At 53.1% G+C, this 20303-nt stretch carries 21 protein-coding genes and 4 tRNA genes; 6 read left to right on the plus strand and 19 right to left on the minus strand.

What is annotated here, in order from left to right; translation table 11 throughout:
- Window positions 1–7 precede the first annotated feature (7 nt).
- From ACUTSU_RS19390 to ACUTSU_RS19400, 3 genes are all read left to right on the plus strand, one after another.
- Window positions 8–469, plus strand: a complete 462-nt coding sequence (locus tag ACUTSU_RS19390) for a phage tail protein (protein WP_445651444.1) — start codon at window positions 8–10, stop codon at window positions 467–469.
- Window positions 466–1620, plus strand: coding sequence for a contractile injection system protein, VgrG/Pvc8 family (locus ACUTSU_RS19395; protein WP_445651443.1), 1155 nt, complete (start codon window positions 466–468; stop codon window positions 1618–1620). Before ACUTSU_RS19390 ends, ACUTSU_RS19395 begins: the two co-directional genes overlap by 4 nt.
- A gap of 90 nt (window positions 1621–1710) precedes the next feature.
- Window positions 1711–1929, plus strand: a complete 219-nt coding sequence (locus ACUTSU_RS19400; RefSeq protein ID WP_445654610.1) for an ogr/Delta-like zinc finger family protein — start codon at window positions 1711–1713, stop codon at window positions 1927–1929.
- Window positions 1930–2084: 155 nt separating this feature from the next.
- Here the strand turns inward: ACUTSU_RS19400 and rplS are convergent, their stop codons facing one another.
- The 5 genes from rplS to ffh form a co-directional block, all read right to left on the minus strand.
- Complete coding sequence (gene rplS / locus ACUTSU_RS19405; RefSeq protein WP_445651442.1) at window positions 2085–2441, minus strand: 50S ribosomal protein L19; 357 nt, start codon at window positions 2439–2441, stop codon at window positions 2085–2087.
- Between the two features lie 54 nt (window positions 2442–2495).
- The gene (gene trmD / locus ACUTSU_RS19410) at window positions 2496–3263 is read right to left on the minus strand and encodes a tRNA (guanosine(37)-N1)-methyltransferase TrmD (protein ID WP_012005299.1); all 768 of its coding nucleotides are present in this window, start codon (window positions 3261–3263) and stop codon (window positions 2496–2498) included.
- Between the two features lie 52 nt (window positions 3264–3315).
- Window positions 3316–3864, minus strand: a complete 549-nt coding sequence (rimM, locus tag ACUTSU_RS19415) for a ribosome maturation factor RimM (RefSeq protein ID WP_037424830.1) — start codon at window positions 3862–3864, stop codon at window positions 3316–3318.
- Between the two features lie 18 nt (window positions 3865–3882).
- Window positions 3883–4131, minus strand: coding sequence for a 30S ribosomal protein S16 (gene rpsP / locus ACUTSU_RS19420; RefSeq protein ID WP_004932501.1), 249 nt, complete (start codon window positions 4129–4131; stop codon window positions 3883–3885).
- A 215-nt stretch (window positions 4132–4346) separates the two neighbouring features.
- Complete coding sequence (ffh, locus tag ACUTSU_RS19425) at window positions 4347–5708, minus strand: signal recognition particle protein (RefSeq protein WP_135315188.1); 1362 nt, start codon at window positions 5706–5708, stop codon at window positions 4347–4349.
- A 169-nt stretch (window positions 5709–5877) separates the two neighbouring features.
- On the opposite strand from ffh, the gene ACUTSU_RS19430 reads away from it, so the two are divergent.
- Entirely contained in the window at window positions 5878–6669 is a 792-nt protein-coding gene (locus ACUTSU_RS19430; protein ID WP_445654611.1) for a cytochrome C assembly family protein, read from the plus strand.
- A gap of 40 nt (window positions 6670–6709) precedes the next feature.
- Complete coding sequence (locus tag ACUTSU_RS19435; RefSeq protein WP_445654612.1) at window positions 6710–7999, plus strand: HlyC/CorC family transporter; 1290 nt, start codon at window positions 6710–6712, stop codon at window positions 7997–7999.
- Between the two features lie 68 nt (window positions 8000–8067).
- Here ACUTSU_RS19435 and luxS read toward each other — a convergent pair whose 3' ends face one another.
- The 13 genes from luxS to pncC all read right to left on the minus strand — a co-directional run bounded on the left by luxS (window position 8068) and on the right by pncC (window position 17742).
- Complete coding sequence (gene luxS, locus ACUTSU_RS19440) at window positions 8068–8583, minus strand: S-ribosylhomocysteine lyase (RefSeq protein ID WP_020825287.1); 516 nt, start codon at window positions 8581–8583, stop codon at window positions 8068–8070.
- 166 nt (window positions 8584–8749) lie between these two features.
- The gene (gene gshA / locus ACUTSU_RS19445) at window positions 8750–10312 is read right to left on the minus strand and encodes a glutamate--cysteine ligase (protein ID WP_445651439.1); all 1563 of its coding nucleotides are present in this window, start codon (window positions 10310–10312) and stop codon (window positions 8750–8752) included.
- Between the two features lie 82 nt (window positions 10313–10394).
- The gene (locus ACUTSU_RS19450) at window positions 10395–10823 is read right to left on the minus strand and encodes a YqaA family protein (RefSeq protein WP_012005293.1); all 429 of its coding nucleotides are present in this window, start codon (window positions 10821–10823) and stop codon (window positions 10395–10397) included.
- Window positions 10820–11386 (minus strand): fructose-1-phosphate/6-phosphogluconate phosphatase, encoded by a 567-nt coding sequence (yqaB, locus tag ACUTSU_RS19455; protein WP_445654613.1) that lies wholly within the window; start codon window positions 11384–11386, stop codon window positions 10820–10822. The genes ACUTSU_RS19450 and yqaB overlap by 4 nt, the downstream gene beginning before the upstream one ends.
- 174 nt (window positions 11387–11560) lie before the next feature.
- Window positions 11561–11637 (minus strand) — tRNA-Arg (locus tag ACUTSU_RS19460).
- Window positions 11638–11688: 51 nt separating this feature from the next.
- Window positions 11689–11765 (minus strand) — tRNA-Arg (locus ACUTSU_RS19465).
- A gap of 61 nt (window positions 11766–11826) precedes the next feature.
- A tRNA-Arg gene (locus ACUTSU_RS19470) sits at window positions 11827–11903 on the minus strand.
- A 3-nt stretch (window positions 11904–11906) separates the two neighbouring features.
- Window positions 11907–11999, minus strand: a tRNA-Ser gene (locus ACUTSU_RS19475).
- A gap of 310 nt (window positions 12000–12309) precedes the next feature.
- On the minus strand, window positions 12310–12495 hold the full coding sequence (gene csrA / locus ACUTSU_RS19480; RefSeq protein WP_002209449.1) for a carbon storage regulator CsrA: 186 nt from the start codon (window positions 12493–12495) through the stop codon (window positions 12310–12312).
- A gap of 252 nt (window positions 12496–12747) precedes the next feature.
- Window positions 12748–15375 carry an alanine--tRNA ligase gene (gene alaS, locus ACUTSU_RS19485; protein WP_445651437.1) on the minus strand — a complete coding sequence of 876 codons (2628 nt, stop codon included), beginning with the start codon at window positions 15373–15375 and terminating at the stop codon, window positions 12748–12750.
- Window positions 15376–15508: 133 nt separating this feature from the next.
- Complete coding sequence (recX, locus tag ACUTSU_RS19490) at window positions 15509–16015, minus strand: recombination regulator RecX (RefSeq protein ID WP_445651436.1); 507 nt, start codon at window positions 16013–16015, stop codon at window positions 15509–15511.
- 64 nt (window positions 16016–16079) lie between these two features.
- Window positions 16080–17141, minus strand: a complete 1062-nt coding sequence (gene recA / locus ACUTSU_RS19495; protein ID WP_012005289.1) for a recombinase RecA — start codon at window positions 17139–17141, stop codon at window positions 16080–16082.
- A 112-nt stretch (window positions 17142–17253) separates the two neighbouring features.
- Window positions 17254–17742 (minus strand): nicotinamide-nucleotide amidase, encoded by a 489-nt coding sequence (gene pncC, locus ACUTSU_RS19500; protein ID WP_445651435.1) that lies wholly within the window; start codon window positions 17740–17742, stop codon window positions 17254–17256.
- A 250-nt stretch (window positions 17743–17992) separates the two neighbouring features.
- Here pncC and ACUTSU_RS19505 point away from each other — a divergent pair, with 250 nt between their 5' ends.
- A complete protein-coding gene (locus tag ACUTSU_RS19505) occupies window positions 17993–19387 on the plus strand; it encodes an MFS transporter (RefSeq protein WP_445651434.1) in 1395 nt (464 codons plus the stop codon).
- Window positions 19388–19421: 34 nt separating this feature from the next.
- Here ACUTSU_RS19505 and chbG read toward each other — a convergent pair whose 3' ends face one another.
- Complete coding sequence (gene chbG / locus ACUTSU_RS19510) at window positions 19422–20183, minus strand: chitin disaccharide deacetylase (RefSeq protein WP_445654614.1); 762 nt, start codon at window positions 20181–20183, stop codon at window positions 19422–19424.
- Window positions 20184–20303: the final 120 nt, after the last annotated feature.

The following is a 20303-nucleotide window of genomic DNA, read 5'->3' on the forward strand; positions in this document are numbered from 1 at the left end:
CAGACTAATGATGCTAACTCTGGGACTGTTCGTATTTATGTTACGTACCCTGCCCTACCAAACCATGAACCGCCAGCTAAGTTATCGCTGGCCGACAGGAAGCCGTGTCGGCCAAAGACCAAGTGCTCAATTTTTGGGCGTGGATGGCGAAACTATCACCTTAAGCGGACAACTGATGCCTGAGCTAACCGGTGGGCGGCTATCTTTACTGACTCTGCAAACCATGGCCGAACAAGGGCGTGCCTGGCCGCTTATTGAAGGCAGCGGCACCATTTACGGTATGTTCGTGATCGAGAAAATTACTCAAGACAGCAAAGAATTTTTCGCTAACGGTCAACCACGCCAAATTTTCTTCACCATCACATTAAAGCGCGTAGATGAATCGCTGCATGCCATGTTCGGCGATTTGCACCACCAGGCTGGCGAGCTACTGGCGAAAGCGCAAAAAGCGACGGGAATATCATTATGATCGCCGATGTTTATCAACCTATGGGGGCCAAACCGGCCCCCGACTTTATCCTTACGCTGGCAGATAAGGATATTACCAATGATATCCGTCAGCGGCTGATCTCGTTAAACATGGTAGATAATGGCGGCCTGAGCGCCGATCAATTGACCATTAATCTAGACGACAGCGATGGCCTGATGTCCCTGCCCAGTCGGGGGGCCATTCTGGAGTTGTTTCTTGGTTGGAATAACTCAGCACTGGTTGGCCAAGGCAAGTTTATTGTCGATACTATCATCCACTCTGGCGCTCCAGATCTCATATCAATCACAGCCCGTAGCGTTGATTTTCGTGGCTCGTTAAACGAATCCCGCAGCGAGTCTTATTCAGACAAGACCTTTGGCGAAATCGTGCAACAAATTTCAACGCGTAATGGGCTGAACGCCCCCTATTTGAGCGATGAGTTGGCCGCAACAAAGATTGCGCATATCGATCAAACCAATGAGACCGATGTTCAATTTCTTTCCCGGCTGGCCTTGGCAAATAGTGCACGGGTGACTATCAAATACCAGCGCCTGCAGTTTATCAAACCCGGATTTGGTCGTAGCCCGCGTGGCGAGCCAAACCCTATTAAAACACTGACCCGCAATGACGGCGACACTCACCGTTTTGAACTGAAAGATCGCGGCGGTTACACCGGTGTCAGTGCCAGTTGGCTGAATACCGAACATCCGGAGCGAGCCAACAGCAGCGTACAAGTAGAACGGGAAATCCCGCAGGCAAACGCCAGTACCTCCCGACATCCTGCCGCCAAATTCGCTGACAAAACAGCTACCGCCCCACAGCAAACCAGTAGCTATATGGTCGGTAAAGAAAAGCAGGTCTGCCACATTGCAAAAATCTATCGTGATAAAGAAACCGCCATGCGGGCAGCTCAGTCACTGTTTGAGCAATTACAAAGAGGGATCGCAACCTTCAGTATCAGCCTGGCCACCGGACAGCCAGACCTGTTCCCTGAGACCCCTATCCGAGTTTATGGTTTTAAGGAAGCTATCGATCAGCAGCTGTGGGTGGTTAATAAGATCACCCATACCTTAAGCAACAGTGGCTTCTTCAGTAATCTGGAACTTAACGTCTACATTGAGGGTGTTGAGATCACTACCAACGAAAATTAATCTCGCTTTCGAAAATCAAATCTTGTATTTGCAAGTTATTGGGATATTATAAGTCATATAACTTGATGCAGTCGAAAGAGGGATTCAACTATGATGCACTGTCCACTTTGCGGTAGCGTGGCCCATACTCGTTCCAGCCGTTACCTGAGTGAAGCGACCAAAGAGCGCTATCACCAATGCCAAAACATTAACTGCAGCTGTACCTTCGCCACGCACGAATCTGTCGCACGCGTGATTGTAAAGCCTGGCGATATTATTCCGGCTCAGCCGCACCCGGAAAAAGCCAAACTGCGCGCCGCCGCACTGTAACGCAAAGAGCCTGCCACCGCAGGCTTTTTTATATCTGCGGAAACTTACTTTTCCGAAAACAAAATCTTGCAAATGCAACCAACAAATTTTAAGCATAAAAAAAGGGGTCAGCATATTGCCAACCCCTTCATAGTTATTAACTTTTGGATGCAGCGTTAGCCGACGCGGTTCAGACGCTCTTTGATACGAGCAGACTTACCAGTACGCTCACGCAGATAGTACAGTTTGGCTTTACGAACGGCACCACGACGTTTAACAGCAATGCTGTCAATTACTGGTGAGTGAGTCTGGAATACACGCTCAACACCTTCGCCGTTGGAAATCTTACGAACAGTGAATGCAGAGTGCAGACCGCGGTTACGGATAGCGATAACCACGCCCTCGAATGCCTGCAGACGTTTTTTGCTACCTTCAACGACCCATACCTTAACTTCCACGGAATCACCCGGACGGAATGAAGGTACGTCTTGCTTCATCTGCTCTTGTTCAATTTGCTTAATAATGTTGCTCATAATATGTCTCTTACCCTAGGTAAACTGATATATCGGTCCCGTCGAGCCAGTTGCTCAGACGTTCCCTTCATAGTCCTGCTGCTTGGTCTGATGTTCCCGTTGGAACTCAGCCAGCAACACCGCTTGCTCGTCAGTCAGAGCTAGGCTTTCCAGAAGTTCAGGTCTTCTAAGCCAGGTACGGCCCAGCGACTGCTTTAAGCGCCAGCGACGTATCTCGGCATGGTTGCCCGACAGTAAAACTGGCGGAACCTCCATCCCTTCCAACACCTCAGGACGGGTATAGTGCGGGCAGTCCAGCAATCCATCGGCAAAAGAATCCTCTTCTGCTGAAGCCTGATGGCCCAGCACACCCGGTATAAAGCGGGCGACTGAATCAATCAGGGTCATTGCCGGCAGTTCCCCGCCGCTGAGGACGTAATCGCCGATTGACCATTCTTCATCAATTTCGGTTTGGATTACGCGCTCGTCAACCCCTTCATAACGACCGCACACCAGAATCATCTTCGGGTTGGCCGCCAGTTCGCACACGCCGGTTTGATCCAGCTTACGCCCCTGAGGTGACAGATAAATCACCTTTGCTCCCTCGCCTGCCGCTGCTTTTGCTGCATGAATGGCTTCCCGCAAGGGTTGCACCATCATCAGCATTCCCGGGCCGCCACCATAAGGGCGATCGTCCACGGTACGATGCCGGTCGTAGGTGAAGTCACGTGGACTCCAACACTGCACGCTCAGCAGGCCATTTTTTACTGCCCGGCCAGTCACCCCGTAATCGGTGATCGCGCGGAACATCTCAGGAAACAGGCTTACAATACCAATGAACACAAGCCAATCCCCATACTGTCATTCCACTTGTTTCGACCGTTTAATTCGGAGGTCAAAAACCAGGATCCCAATCTGCTTCAATCACGCGAGCAGTGAGATCGACTTTCTTGATAACCTGCCCATGAAGAAACGGGACCAACCGCTCCTTCATGCCGAACGCATCTTTCAGGTTAGCTTTCACAACCATCACATCGTTCGAACCGGTTTCCATCATATCGATGACTTTACCCAGTTCGTAGCCGGTGGTGGTGACGACCTGGCAGCCCATAAGGTCTTTCCAGTAATAATCATCACCTTCCAGCGGAGGAAGTTGTTTTGAATCTACCAAGATCTCGCGATTGGTCAGTAGATTCGCAGCATCCCGATCGTCAACGCCTTTGACTTTGATGATCAGGTCCTGACTGTGGCGCTTCCAGTCTTCCAACTCGACAAGCTGCCATTGACCCGCCTGCTGGATAAACCACGGCTGATAGTCAAAAATGCTTTCGGCGTTCTCGGTGGATGAAAATACTCTGAGCCAACCACGGATGCCGTAAGTAGACCCCATTTTACCGAGTACAATCGGCGCGATCGGTGCTACCGGTTTGAGTTGCTTGCTCATTGCCACCACCGCGACAGATTAAGCTGCTTTCTTAGCGTCTTTGATCAGCGCGTGAACGCGATCAGAAACAGTTGCACCCAGGCCGACCCAATGTTCGATGCGATCCAGGTCCAGACGCAGTGCTTCAGCCTGACCAGATGCGATCGGGTTGAAGAAGCCTACGCGCTCGATGAAACGACCATCACGAGCATTGCGGCTGTCGGTCACTACTACTTGATAGAACGGACGCTTTTTTGCGCCGCCACGTGCCAAACGAATTGTTACCATAACATCCTCTTTAGTTAATAAAACAGCCGGGCCCCATTGAGGGAACGGGGCCCGGTTGCAATATAAAAAGCCCGAAAATTTTACTCATTTTGGCGCAAAAAGCAATCGAAAGCGTAGATCGTCGTCAACTACTTTTTTCGCCAGTAATATTTCGGGCGGTTTTCACCGCGAACGGCAAATGCTTAAACAGACTCACCCCAGAGGGCAAGCGGCTGTTAGCGGCCTGGGAAGCCCGGCGGCATCATACCTTTCATGCCGCGCATCATCTTCGCCATTCCGCCTTTCTTCATCTTTTTCATCATGCGTTGCATGTCGTCGAACTGCTTTAACAAGCGGTTAACATCTTGCACCTGCATGCCGGAACCCACCGCAATACGACGCTTGCGCGAACCTTTGATGATTTCCGGTTTGGCGCGCTCTTTGAGCGTCATCGAGTTGATCATTGCCTCCATGCGCACCAAAACCTTGTCGTCCATCTGCGATTTCACATTGTCCGGCAGTTGGCCGGCACCGGGCAGTTTGCTCAGCATGCTAGCCATACCGCCCATATTACGCATCTGCTTGAGCTGTTCCAGGAAATCGGTCAGATCGAAACCGTCGCCCTTCTTCAGCTTGTTAGCCAGTTTTTCCGCCTGTTCGCGGTCAACTTTGCTTTCGATATCTTCAATCAGCGACAGTACGTCGCCCATGCCGAGAATGCGCGATGCCACGCGGTCCGGATGGAATGGCTCCAGCGCTTCGGTTTTCTCGCCCACGCCGAGGAACTTGATCGGTTTGCCGGTAATGTGACGGATGGACAGCGCAGCACCGCCGCGCGCATCGCCATCGACCTTGGTCAGCACCACGCCAGTCAGCGGCAGCGCCTCGTTAAAGGCCTTGGCGGTGTTGGCCGCATCCTGGCCGGTCATGGCGTCGACCACAAACAGGGTTTCCACCGGCTTGATCGCCGCGTGTACCTGTTTGATCTCGTCCATCATCGCTTCATCAACGTGTAAACGGCCGGCGGTATCGACGATCAGAACATCGTAGAATTTCAGCTTGGCCTGTTGCAGTGCACGGTTAACGATGTCGATTGGCTTGTCTTTAACATCGGACGGGAAGAAGTCAATGCCAACGCTTTCCGCCAACGTTTCCAACTGTTTGATCGCCGCAGGGCGATAAACGTCAGCTGAAACCACCAACACTTTTTTCTTCTGTTTTTCTTTCAGGAACTTGCCGAGCTTGGCGACGCTGGTGGTTTTACCGGCACCCTGCAGGCCCGCCATCAGCACCACTGCCGGCGGTTGTGCCGCCAGGTTCAGCTCGGTGTTCACTTCGCCCATCGCGGCAATCAGCTCGCTCTTGACGATTTTTACAAACTCTTGCCCAGGCGTGAGGCTTTTGTTGACTTCATGACCGACCGCGCTTTCTTTTACGCGATTGATAAAGTCCCGCACCACCGGCAGCGCAACGTCCGCTTCCAGCAATGCCATGCGCACTTCGCGCAGGGTTTCCTTGATATTTTCTTCGGTCAGCCGCCCACGGCCGCTGATATTGCGCAGGGTGCGCGACAAACGATCGGTTAAATTTTCAAACATCGTCTCTTGCTCAACGTGTAATGACAGGCCGCTCTGGCGACATAATTGCGGCGATTATAACACGAAGCGAAGAGGATCTCTGCCTCAGCGTTGGAGATCGGTTGGAGTGGGGCGCGCTCAACGCTATACTGGCAATCCCATTCACCTCGCCGAAGCAAAATTAAACGCTATGCCAGTTTTCTCCATTGTGGCTTTGATCGCCTACCTGCTCAGCCTTGGACTGATTATTCCCAGCTTGTTGCGGAAGAACAGCGCATACCGTCGGCTTGCTCTCGTCTCGGCGGTGGTGGCACTGGTTTGCCACGCCATCGCACTGCAGCAGCGTATTTTTGACGTCAGCGCCGGACAAAATCTCAGCCTGCTGAACATCGGCTCGATAGTCGGCCTGATCATCTGTTCGGTCATGACCTTTGTCGCCTCACGCGACCGCGGTTGGTTCCTGCTGCCGATTGTTTACAGCTTCGCGATGATCAATCTGGCCTTCGCCAGCTTTATGCCAGGTGAATTTATTACCCATCTGGAAGCCAGCCCGGAATTGATGGTGCATATTGGCCTGGCGCTGTTTTCCTACGCTACGCTGATTATTGCCGCGCTGTATGCGCTGCAACTTGCCTGGCTGGACTATCTGCTGAAAAACAAAAAGCTTACCTTCAGCGCCGATATGCCGCCGCTGATGAGCATTGAACGCAAAATGTTCCACATCACCCAGATCGGTGTCGTGCTGCTGACGCTCACACTCTGCACCGGCCTGCTGTATATGGATAACCTGTTCAGCAAAGAAAACGTGCACAAGGCCGTCCTGTCGATCATGGCATGGTTTGTCTATATCGTCTTGCTGTGGGGACATTACCATGAAGGCTGGCGTGGCCGCCGTGTCATATGGTTCAGCTTTGCCGGTGCCTTTCTGCTAACGCTGGCCTACTTCGGCAGCCGTCTGATCCAGCAAGTAATGGTTCGCTAAGCCCTCAGGCTATCTTTCTCCATACATAAGGAATACCGCGTTGGAGCACGTTTCGACAGGGACCCTGATCATTATCCTGGTGGTTATGATCGTGGTTTCCGCTTACTTCTCAGCATCCGAAACCGGCATGATGACGCTAAACCGCTATCGTCTCCGTCATCTCTCCAAGCAGGGCAACCGCTCTGCCCGCCGGGTCGAGAAGCTACTGAAAAAACCGGATCGCCTGATCGGCCTGGTGCTGATCGGCAATAATCTGGTCAACATTCTCGCCTCAGCGCTGGCAACTATTGTCGGTATGCGCCTGTATGGTGATGTGGGCGTCGCTATCGCCACCGGTATCCTGACCTTTGCCGTGCTGTTGTTCGCCGAAGTACTGCCGAAAACCTTCGCCGCGTTATATCCGGAACGCATAGCATTCCCCAGCAGCGTTTTACTGGCACCGCTGCAGAAGGTGATGTTTCCGCTGGTGTGGCTGCTTAATGGCATCACCACGCTGGTCTTGCGCCTGTTCGGCATCCACACCAACGTACGGGTCAGCGATGCCGTCAGCAAGGACGAGTTGCGCACCATCGTTAATGAATCCCACTCACAGATTTCTCGCCGCAATCAGGACATGTTGATTTCCGTGCTAGATCTGGAGAAGGTGACGGTCGACGACATCATGGTGCCCCGCAACGAAATCGTCGGCATCGATGTCAACGACGACTGGAAGTCGATCATGCGCCAGCTCACCCACTCGCCACACGGCCGCATCGTGCTGTACCGCGGCTCACTGGATGATGCCATCGGCATGCTGCGGGTACGTGAAGCCTACCGCCTGATGACCGAGAAGAAAGAGTTCAACAAAGAGAACCTGCTGCGCGCCGCCGACGAGATTTACTACGTGCCTGAAGGCACGCCGCTCAACGTTCAACTGGTGAAGTTCCAACGCAACAAAGAGAAAGTCAGCATCGTGGTGGACGAATACGGAGATATTCAGGGGCTGGTGACGGTCGAAGATATCCTGGAAGAAATCGTTGGTGATTTCACCACCTCCATGTCACCAACGCTGGCGGAAGAGGTCAATCCACAAAGCGACGGTTCAGTCCTGATCGACGGTACCGCCAACGTGCGCGAGTTGAACAAGGCATTCAACTGGACATTGCCAGCCACCGATGCACGCACCATTAACGGTATGCTGTTGGAAGAACTCGAAGAGATCCCCGAAGTGGGCACCCGAGTCCGGGTTGGCCATTATGACGTTGATATCCTCGACGTGCAGGGCAACATGATCAAACAGGTGCGGGTCACGCCGATAAAATCGCTGCAATCGAGCGTTCAACAACACTGACCGCCCACCAGAAAGGATAAAAGACGCGAACATCGCGTCTTTTTTTATCGCTGAAGCCAGGTAACGAACTAGATATGCAATTCCTGCAACTTCTCTTTCGGCAGCGCCAGCTCTTCGTTGTGGTTCACTACCACGTCGTGATCAAGAATGTGCTTGGCGATTTCCTGCGCTTCCTCCAGTGAGTGCATGTGGTAAGTGCCGCACTGGAACTCATTGAGCTCAGGAATTTTACGCTGATCGGTCACTTTCAGCACGTCAGCCATCGCCGCTTTCCAGGCATCGGCAACTCGCTGCTCCTCCGGCACGCCAATCAGGCTCATGTAGAAACCGGTACGGCATCCCATCGGGGAGATATCGATAATCTCAACGCCCTGGCCATTCAGATGGTCACGCATAAAGCCGGCAAACAGGTGTTCCAGCGTATGGATACCACGCTCAGGCATCACTTCCAGATTCGGGCGGCAAAAGCGCAGATCGAATACGGTGATGGTATCGCCATGAGGAGTTTTCATGGTTTTCGCAACGCGGACAGCCGGAGCTGCCATGCGGGTATGGTCTACGGTGAAGCTATCCAGCAGTGGCATTTCGTTACCTCCTCGTAAAAGAGTATTTATTTCGAAACTTTTTTATCTATCCAGGAAACCTTTTCTAACTCAGCGAGTCTTAATATGTGAAAGACGCGCATTTGTTATCATCATCCCTGTCATCAGAGATGCATATTTGGCCACATTGATGTGGCCTTTTTCTTTTTCAGCTCCCGCCATGTACCTTCAGGAACTCTTCAAAGCTTAGCGTATCACTGGCTTCTATGTTGCGCTGGCGCTGCCATGAGGCTTCCTGCTCCTTCGCCAATTCGGCTTCAGTCAGGATTTCCAACGGCTCTTCAATCAGCATCTGACGGTATTGCTCAGCCAATTGCAGGCCCACACGACCGGTGCCCTCTTCCTTCATCGCTTTCAGGATACGAGCCGAGAACGTCAGTTCCGGATCGTCAAACGCTGCGACCAGTTCATCACACACCTGCTGATACTGGCGATCGCCGGCTTCGCTATCCAACACTTCCGCCACGCTGCGAAAATCGTCAAACAAGGCTTTGCCTACTTTTGCCAATGGCTCACGGCTGTCATCACAACCGATGCCAATGGTCTGGCCCGGTTTACGTCCTTCGAGGATCACCCGGTTCCAGTTTTTGCGCGTGCAGAGCAATTCATCACTGCTCATCTCTGGCGCATCGGCCAACACACACCATACCAGGAACAGGTCCAGGAAACGTGCCTGTACCGCATCCACGCCGATTGGCGAGAACGGGTTGATGTCCAGCGAGCGAACCTCGATGTATTCGATACCGCCGCGCAAAAGCGCATCTGACGGTGTCTCGCCACTGTTGGTCACACGCTTCGGCCGGATTGGCGCATAGAGTTCATTTTCGATCTGAAGCACGTTACTGTTCAGTTGCAGATAACGATCGCCATCCTTCACGCCCAGTTTGGCAAACTCTTCGGAAGGCGTGGCAATTGCTCGCTTCAGGCCTTCGACATAGCTTTGCAGATCGTTGAAGGTGATACCCAAATTGCTCTGAGATTTATTGGTGTAGCCCAGGTCACTTAACCGCAGCGAGGTGGCATACGGCAGATAACACATGCCCTGCTCGGTCCGCTCAAACGGCAATGTTGTCTCACGCCCTTTCAGGAACGAGGAACAGATCGCCGGCGATGCGCCGAACAGATATGGGATAACCCAGCCAAAACGGTAATAGTTGCGGATCAGACGGAAATAGCCTGCCGAAATCTGTTCCTTACCGCTTTCGGCATCTTTAACGCCGGCCCATGCCTGCCAGAACTCCAGCGGCAGGGAAAAGTTGTAGTGCACGCCGGAAATGGTCTGCATCAGCGCACCGTAACGGTTCTTCAACCCTTCGCGGTATAACGTCTTCATGCGGCCAATATTCGACGAGCCAAACTGCGCCAGTTCAATGTCCTGCTCGGCTTCAATAAAGCACGGCATGCTGAGGGGCCACATGCGCTCCTCACCCAGATTACGCGCTACGTGACGATGAATATCACGCAAGAACGTCAGCAGGTGATCGAGGTTATCGTCAACCGGCGTAATAAATTCTAACAGCGCCTCGGCAAAGTCTGTGGTTATCCAGTGGTGCGTTAATGCCGCCCCCAATTTTTCCGGATGTCCGGTTGTTGCCAGCTTTCCGTCTTCGGTGACGCGCAACGTTTCACGCTCAATGCCGCGACGAATGCCTTTTAATGCATGGGGATGGGCTTCCAACCAAGAAAGCGCCTGGGATACGTCCGGGATCAAATTGACCTCCCGCTTCTAAAAACAAGAACTCGTAAGCATACTGAATCTGCACCCGAGAGAATATTGAGTTATATTCACGTCGTTAATGCCACCAGGCCATTCCCTGTAGCGTTATCATAGTCAAAATGATGTAACGCAGCGCCTTTCCGATACACAGAAATAGCGCAACAGGGCCCCAGGGCATGCGCAGCCAGCCTGCCAACACGCACAACAAATCGCCCACTACCGGTACCCAACTGAGCAACAGCGCAGCCGGGCCAAAGCGTTGCATCCACCCAAGCGCGGTATCCAGCCCTCGCTGTGGTTTCAACGCCGGTAACAGGCGCCCGATAATGACATTGGTCAGCCCACCGAGCGTATTACCCAACGTCGCGGCCAGCACCAGCAGCTCCGGTGATACACGACTGTTGGTCAGCAAGGCAACCAAAATAATTTCTGAATTTCCCGGCAGCAACGTCGCACTGAGAAAGCTGCCGCCGAATAACGACATCACCGCCAGCGTACTACTCACAGCGTACGAACGTCGACCACGGCCATATTGGCGCTTTTCGCCGCCTGGATGCCGAAATCTGCGTCTTCAAACACCACGCATTTCTCCGGCAATACGCCAATCAGTTCGGCACAGCGCAGGAAGGTGTCCGGCTCTGGCTTGTGGCGCTGCACATCATCGGCGCCCACGATCGCATCAAAGCAGTGGAACAGGCCCAGATGGCGCAGCAGAGTTTCCGCCATGCGGTGCTCACTGCCGGTACCCACCGCCATGGGACGGCGGCCATGGTAGGCCTTCACCACCTCAATCAACGGCAAGGGCTGTACGCTGTCCAGCAGCATCACCTCAACAGCACGAGTTTTCTCCGCAGCCAACTGATGGGGATCAAGATCGGCCTGATGGCTGGCAATAACCGCCTGGGCAATGCGCCAGGTCGGAGAACCGCTCAACGCCATCACCGCGGGTTCATCAAACGTCATACCGTAACGGGACAACACTTCACGCCACGCCTTTCGGTGCGTCGGCTCGGTATCGAGAATGGTGCCGTCCATGTCGAAAATAAGACCCTGATAGCGGTCGTACATCGTTACTCCATGATCGTTGAGGAAAGAAAACTACTTTAGCGTAAAGCCGGAAGGTTGTCGCTGATCGCGTAATAGCGGAATGTGCTGTGCACAAGAGGAAAGATGATGGAATTACAGCAGCGTATCACCGAATACCAGAAAGCGAAAAACCCGCCAAGGCGGGTTTTTCTTAGATGGTGCATCCAGGAGGATTCGAACCTCCGACCGCTCGGTTCGTAGCCGAGTACTCTATCCAGCTGAGCTATGGATGCATTACTATTTTTTGGTTTGTCTGCTTGAAGAAACAAGTTTGACAGAAAGAATGGTGCATCCAGGAGGATTCGAACCTCCGACCGCTCGGTTCGTAGCCGAGTACTCTATCCAGCTGAGCTATGGATGCACGGGAATTCTTTTTTGATACCGTATGGTACGTTGTTACTACCCCACCATACTGCAAAATATGGTGCATCCAGGAGGATTCGAACCTCCGACCGCTCGGTTCGTAGCCGAGTACTCTATCCAGCTGAGCTATGGATGCAAATGGCGGTGAGGCGGGGATTCGAACCCCGGATGCAGCTTTTGACCGCATACTCCCTTAGCAGGGGAGCGCCTTCAGCCTCTCGGCCACCTCACCATACGCTTCTTGCGAATTGTGCCTAACTTGCTTTGGAGAAGCTCATCGGCACTGCGTGGCGCACATATTACTTTCTCCGACTTTTAAGTCAAACAATTTTTCCCATCTCATGTGCGTTTGCACAATTCACACTCAACATGGGCGATTTCACGTCAAAAAGATTGTTTTATCAACAGACAATAACAGTGGATCAGCAAACGAAAGTGGGAGGAACTGCAGGAAGATTTAACAGGGTAAGTCAGAGGAAGGTCTGTGGGGGCACAAGAAAGCTCAGTAGCGTCTCGCTGAGCAACGAGACGCTACATCGAAATCAGTAAGTCGTCGGTTGAGACTTCTCTGCCTGAATGCGCTGATAGATTTCTTCGCGGTGAACTGACACCTCTTTGGGGGCATTCACACCAATACGAACCTGGTTGCCCTTGACCCCTAACACTGTGACAGTGACCTCATCGCCAATCATGAGGGTTTCACCAACTCGACGAGTCAGAATTAACATTCTTTGCTCCTTGAAAGATTAAAAGAGTCGGGTCTCTCAGTTTCCCCGTCATTATCCATCATATGTTGTGAAAACGTAAGTCTTGTAATCCACAATAAGTGTAAGCAGACTTGGTCTCACCTCAGATAATGATAAGTTTAGCCGACCTGAAAAACTTTGTTCCCGTAATTATAACCAAATTGTGTTAGCACAGGTTAAAAACGCCATAATCAGTAATGAGTTATGGCGTTTGTAAGTGCTATTTATTTATATTCACAGTTTCGAGGCCACCCAGGCTTCTACGCTGTCTAATGCCGCTGGCAGGGCGCTGACATCGGTCCCCCCGGCTTGCGCCATATCAGGGCGTCCGCCCCCTTTACCGCCAACCTGCTGCGCTACGTTACCGATCAGCTCGCCGGCTTTTACCCGGTCGGTCAGATCTTTGGTCACGCCGGCAATCAGGCTCACTTTATCATCGGCCGTGGTGGCCAGCACGATAATCGCGGAACCCAGTTGATTTTTAAGATCATCAACCATAGTACGCAGCATTTTGGCCTCAACGTTATCCAGTTGGCTGACCAACAGCTGTACGCCGTTAACCATTTTCGCCTTGCTGGACAATGAAGCGCTTTCTTGCGCCGCCTGCTGGTCCTTCAACTGCTGCAGCTCTTTTTCCAATGCGCGGGTACGATCGAGCACCGCACGCACTTTGTCCGTCAGGTTATTGCTGTCACCCTTAACCAGATGAGCAACGTCCTGTAACAGATCGTTTTGCTGATGCAAGGTAGCTATCGCACCATCACCGGTTACCGCTTCAATACGGCGGATACCCGCGGCGGTACCAGACTCACTAAGAATGCGGAACAGGCCGATATCGCCGGTACGGCTGGCATGGGTGCCGCCACACAGCTCCGTCGAGAAGTCGCCCATGGTCAGTACGCGGACGTTGTCGTCGTACTTCTCACCGAACAGCGCCATAGCGCCCTTCTCTTTGGCATCATCCAGCGCCATAACCTCGGTTTGCACCGGCAGGTTACGACGAATTTGTTGGTTCACCAAATCTTCCACGATGCGAATTTGCTCCGGCTTCATTGCTTCAAAATGCGAGAAGTCGAAACGCAGGTATTTATCGTTAACCAACGAGCCTTTCTGCGCCACATGCTCACCCAGCGTCTGACGCAGTGCAGCGTGCAGCAGGTGGGTTGCGGAGTGGTTCAGACGAATGCGGTTGCGTCGCACGGTGTCGATCTGCGCATCAACGCGGTCGTTCACCTTCAGCGAACCATGAGACAGCTTGCCCTGATGGCCAATAGCCTGACCGTATTTCTGGGTGTCGCTCACTTCAAAATCAGCGTTGGCAGCTTTCAGCACGCCTTTATCGCCAACCTGACCACCAGACTCACCGTAGAACGGGCTCTCGTCCAGTACCACTACGGCGTCTTCACCGGCGCGGATCTCGTTCACCGGTTGACCATCACGGAACAGCGCGGTCACGGTGGACTGCTGTTGCTCGTGGTCATAACCACTGAATTGGCTGGTCCCATCAACGCGGATCATGCTGTTGTAGTCAGCACCGAAGCCGCTGGACTCACGCGCACGGCGGCGCTGTGCTTCCATTGCCTGCTCGAAACCGGCTTCATCCACTTTCAGACCACGTTCACGGCACACGTCTGCCGTCAGATCGACCGGGAAACCGTAGGTGTCGTACAGACGGAATGCGGTTTCACCATCCAGGGTATCGCCCTGCAAGTTGGCCAGCTCTTCGTCCAGCAGCGTCAAACCACGTTCCAGAGTACGGGCAAACTGATCTTCTTCGGTTTTCAGGACTTGCTCAACCAGTGACTGCTGACGTTTCAGTTCGTCGGCTGCCGGCCCCATTACTTCTATCAGCGGGGCTACCAACTTATAGAAGAAGGTATCTTTCGCGCCCAGCATGTTGCCATGGCGAACGGCGCGACGGATGATGCGGCGCAGAACATAACCACGACCTTCGTTGGACGGCGTCACACCGTCCGACACCAGGAAGGCACAAGAACGAATGTGGTCGGCGATCACGCGCAGGGATTTGTTATCCAAATCTGTGGCACCGGTCACGTTGGCCACGTCGGCAATCAGCTTGCTGAACAGGTCAATTTCATAGTTGGAGTTCACGTGCTGCAATACTGCGGCAATACGCTCCAGCCCCATACCGGTATCTACCGAAGGCTTTGGCAGCGGCAGCATAGTACCGTCGGATTGACGGTTGAACTGCATGAAAACGAGGTTCCAGATCTCAATGTAGCGATCGCCGTCTTCTTCCGGGCTGCCCGGCGGGCCACCCCAGATATGATCGCCGTGATCGTAGAAAATCTCGGTGCACGGGCCGCATGGGCCGGTATCGCCCATCTGCCAGAAGTTGTCAGAGGCAAAGGCACCGCCCTTATTGTCGCCAATGCGGATAATGCGTTCTGCCGGCACACCAATCTGCTGCTGCCAGATGTCGAAGGCTTCGTCATCGGTTTCATAGACGGTCACCCACAGCCTTTCTTTCGGCAGGTTGAACCAGTTTTCACCGGTCAACAATTCCCACGCGTAGCTGATGGCATCATGTTTGAAATAATCGCCGAAGCTGAAGTTGCCCAGCATTTCAAAGAAGGTGTGGTGACGTGCGGTATAACCGACGTTCTCCAGATCGTTATGCTTACCACCCGCACGGACACAGCGCTGTGAGGTGGTGGCTCGGGAATAGGCACGCTTGTCCAGCCCCAGGAAAACATCTTTAAATTGGTTCATGCCGGCATTGGTAAACAGCAATGTCGGATCATTGTCAGGCACCAGGGAGCTACTCGCTACAACCTGATGGCCCTTACTATGAAAGAAATCGAGAAACGCTTGACGGATCTCAGCGGTGCTCTTGCTCATAATTTTCCCGGAAAGGCTAGAATAACGACACGTGAGCAAGATACTCGACATCCTGACGATGGCACCTAGCTCACGAACAAAAAGTGGGGATAAGATAAATTTTCTTCAGAGGGAAGTAAAACCCCGTGTGCGTTCATTGCGCAAAATCACGGTAAATTGACTGAATTTCTTCCTGGAAGAAGCCACGATAGAGCAGATAGCGCTGCACTTTGGCTTTCTCCTTCCAGTCCGTTGGCAGTGATTCGCCAAATTTACGTTGAGCCACCTGTTTGGCCTGCTCACACCAGTCAATCTCGCACTCCGCCAGCGCTGCCTGCGTCAGTTCTTTATCCACACCTTTTTGCATCAATTCGGAGCGAATGCGCTGCGCGCCATAGCCTTTACGGCTGCGGCTGCCAATATAACTGCGGGCAAAGCGTTGATCGTCCAACCAGTTATGCTGGTAACAATAGGCAATAACCTGTTCTATAACGGCAGGATCGACGGGTTCTTCAGGCAGCGGAGCGGAGGACGAGGGAGTTTTGGTGCCAAATCTGGCTTTCGCCATAAATGGCTGCGCCGCAAGTTTGCGGCCCAGTTCAGCTTCACTATGATCGCGTTGCGACAGCAGGCGCATGGCGCGGCTTAGCAAGTCATTCATTTTTCAAGCCTGATTTAGTTGACGTTCGTGAACCTATAACGGTGTTCACGAACGCCAGCAGCGATTAAAACTCTTCGCTGGTTTCAGCTTCGTCGTCGAAGCCTTCGTTGGTTGCAGCAACCAGTTCGCCGTTACTGTGCAGCAGCAGGTCACGCAGTCGTTTATCCAACTCGGCAGCAACCGCCGGGTTTTCTTTCAGGAAGTTACAGGCGTTGGCCTTGCCCTGACCGATTTTATCGCCATTGTAGCTGTACCAGGCGCCGGCTTTCTCGATCATCTTGTGCTTCACGCCCAGATCAACCAGTTCACCACGGCTGTTGATACCTTCACCGTACAGGATTTGGAACTCGGCCTGTTTGAACGGCGCAGCGATTTTGTTTTTTACCACTTTTACGCGGGTTTCGCTGCCGACCACTTCATCGCCTTCTTTAACCGCGCCGATACGGCGGATATCCAGACGGACAGAAGCATAGAATTTCAGAGCATTACCACCGGTGGTGGTCTCCGGGTTACCGAACATCACACCGATTTTCATACGGATCTGGTTGATGAAGATCAGCAGCGTATTGGCGTTTTTCAGGTTACCGGCCAGCTTACGCATCGCCTGGCTCATCATACGTGCCGCCAGCCCCATGTGTGAGTCACCAATTTCACCTTCGATTTCCGCTTTTGGCGTCAGCGCCGCTACTGAGTCAACGATGATCACGTCAACCGCGCCAGAGCGGGTCAAGGCATCACAGATTTCCAGCGCTTGCTCACCGGTATCCGGCTGCGAACACAGCAGGTTGTCGATATCAACACCCAGCTTTTTCGCATAAATCGGATCCAGCGCGTGCTCGGCATCGATGAACGCACAGGTTTTACCTTCGCGCTGTGCCGCAGCAATAACCTGCAGCGTCAGGGTAGTTTTACCGGAAGACTCCGGGCCATAAATTTCAACGATGCGCCCCATTGGCAGGCCGCCCGCACCCAGTGCGATGTCCAGTGACAGTGAGCCGGTAGAGATCGTTTCTACGTCCATAGAACGGTCTTCACCCAGACGCATGATGGAGCCTTTGCCGAACTGTTTCTCAATCTGGCCCAGTGCCGCAGCTAGCGCCTTTTGCTTGTTCTCATCAATAGCCATTTTTGCTCCTTCGTTATGCAATGTCGGTGTTACCCCACACTGCCACTGATTGTATGTTGTGCAGGAAATGTCACTAATTATACTGTATGGTCATACAGTATCAAGCCTAATTTTACAAAAAATCATCAAGCGCGGTTTGCAGCGCAAAAATCGTTGCCTGAAGCCGCACTGCATCGCGATCGCCGACAAATTGCTTCCTGTGCGCCAGTACCCGCCCAGTGCCGTCGGCAAAGCCAAACCAAACGGTGCCCACCGGTTTTTCTGCAGTCCCGCCGTCCGGCCCGGCAATGCCGCTGACCGACAACGCCAAACTGGCCCGTGCTGCGTGTAATGCCCCTTGGGCCATCTCGCGCACTACTTCTTCGCTCACTGCGCCATAGGCCGTCAGAGTGGCCTCCGCCACGCCCAGCAATTCATGCTTTGCCGTATTGCTGTAGGTGACAAAGCCGCGATCAAAATAGGCAGAACTCCCGGCAATATCGGTGATGGCTTTGGCGATGCCGCCCCCGGTACAGGACTCCGCGCAGGTGATCCACTGGCCGTTGGCCTTCAGTTTTTCGCCCACCGCAATACTGAGTTTACGCAGTTGATTTTCACTCATAACCTCTCCTTAGCGAATCAGGTATATGCGCCCGATAGTAGCATTTATCAAGCTTGCCCGACCGCGCGATGACAGAAATGCGCGCAGCTTCGCAGGCGAAGCGGTGTTAAGCGGCAAACCAAACTGCTAGTATCGAATGTAACGCTCGGGTTAACGGGCGGTGTTTTGCACGAGGGATCTCACCGGGTTGCCTTTGCCGCCGGCAGGGTCAATCCCAGGGCAAACCAGGATAAAAGATTAGGATGATAGAGTGAAAAAAACGTTAGGCGTCTTCTTTCCGTTGTATACCACCACCCTGCTGATGCTGCTGGGTTCAGGGTTGCTCACCACTTATATCTCCCTGCGTTTAACCTCTATCCACGTGACCGGCGCGCTGATCGGGGCAATTATTGCCGCCAACTACATCGGCCTGGTGATCGGCGGCAAGGTCGGCCATTTTCTGATTGCCCGCGTCGGCCATATCCGCGCCTACGTTTCCTGCGCCGGCATTATCACCGCGGCGGTGCTGGGGCACGGCCTGACGGAATACATTCCGATATGGGTAGTACTGCGGCTGATTATCGGCATGTGCATGATGTGTCAATTCATGGTGCTGGAAAGCTGGCTGAACGACCAGGCAGAGTCCAATCAGCGCGGTATGGTTTTCGGCTTTTATATGGCAGCGACTTATCTGGGCATGTCATTGGGCCAGGTGGTGTTAATGCTGCAGAGCAATCTCGGCATCACCACCCTGCTGGTGATTGCCCTGTGCTTTGCACTGTGCCTGGTGCCTATTGCTCTCACCACCCGCACCAATGCCCGCCATATGTCACCGGCCCCTATGGAGCTACGCTATTTTATCGGGGCTATTCCCAAAGTGCTGGCAACCACGCTGGTGATCGGCATGGTGGTGGGATCTTTCTATGGTTTGGCACCGGTGTATGCAAGTCTGCAATCGCTAACCACCCAGCAAACCGGCCTGTTTATGGCGATAGCCATCTTCGCCGGGCTGGTGGCGCAGTTCCCACTCAGTTGGCTGTCAGACCGTTACAATCGAACGCTGTTGATGCGCATCAACGCCATTTTATTGATCGTAGCTTCCCTGCCGCTGGCGCTGGTACCGCACATTGATTTTCCGGTGTTGCTGGTAGTGGGCTTTATCGTCAGCATGTTGCAGTTCACGCTGTATCCGCTGGTAGTCGCCCTGGCGAACGATTTGATCGAACCTGAACGGCGCGTATCCCTCGCCGCCTGTTTGCTGATGGCCTTCGGTGTCGGTGCCAGTATCGGCCCATTGGCGGTCGGTTCACTAATTGAACCGTTAGGAGGCAATATTCTGTATGCCTTCTTCTCGCTTTGTGGCGTGTTGCTGGTAGGCTTCAGTCGGACGGTAAAACAGGACGAGTCGCAGTTTGCGCAGGATGCGCCACTGCCGCATATTCCGCTGCCGGACAGCCTGACCAGTTCCCCGCTTTCTCCGGCGCTGAACCCAACCTTCGATGAGCAGACAATCCATGACACCATGCCGCCTCCGGAAGCGGCACCTGATCCGATAGATCCGCAGGCCAGTGAAACCTCGGAGGCAGAAGAAGCCGATGAGCCCATCCCGCAGGGTGCCGATCCTGATGAGGATACCGGGTTGAAGAAGGCCCACTCGATGCTTTAATCATTGCTCCCTCTTTGAGCGCGATATCCGAACGTCACAGATCCAGGAAGGATCCCAGGCGGTAACCGCGCTCCGCAATCACGTTTTTAATGCCTGGTGCGGTTAAAACATCCACTTCAGCAAGCCGCGGGTAGCAGTATTTGCTCTCCAGAAGGGTTTTATCCAGGAATGCCGGATGGCACATCATCTCTACTGAACCGGCGCTGTGTTCGTCGGCCCGCTCAAGCACCTGCAAAAACAGCGCTTCGGATATGGCCTCACCATAAAAGCCCGCATCAAACCACTCGGTGCTGCGATCATAATGCAGCGGAATGTTTTGTTGCTCCACTGCCTGACGGTCAATACGCAGCGGAATGGATTTGGACTGAGCGAAGGCTTCCACCAACGGATAGATTTGCGGCAACATATGCGTATGATGGTGGCTGTCGATATGAGTCGGCGCTTTGCCGAAAACGGCCACAAACCTGTCGTATTGCCCCACCAGCTCATTGTAGATTTCGTCCAAATCCAGCATCTCAGACTCGGCCCTTTCCCATAACCACTTGCCCAACTCCCCACGTTCGTTGACCAGCGACGGCATGGCAGTCAGGGGCTTCCCGTGGGTCAGCACAAAGTGCAGGCCAATCTGCAGCCCAGAATAAAGCTGGCTGAGCCTGGCGGCATGGTGTACATCCACGCTATTGACCATAGCAGTGGTTGAAGAGACAACCCCGTAGTGATAAGCCTCGATAACGCCATAGTTTTGGCCCTTGCTCAGACCAAAATCGTCAGCATTCACTATCAGTAACTTTTCCATTTTGGCATCCATTTAACAAATTTTTGGCAAGGGAATACCCTCCGTCAGGTACGGCAATTCCCCTTCGCTTAAGCAAAGAAATTTATCTCATCAGGCTATTGGCGGCCTGAAAGGCATTCG

The organism is Serratia sp. NA_13, assembly GCF_052691735.1.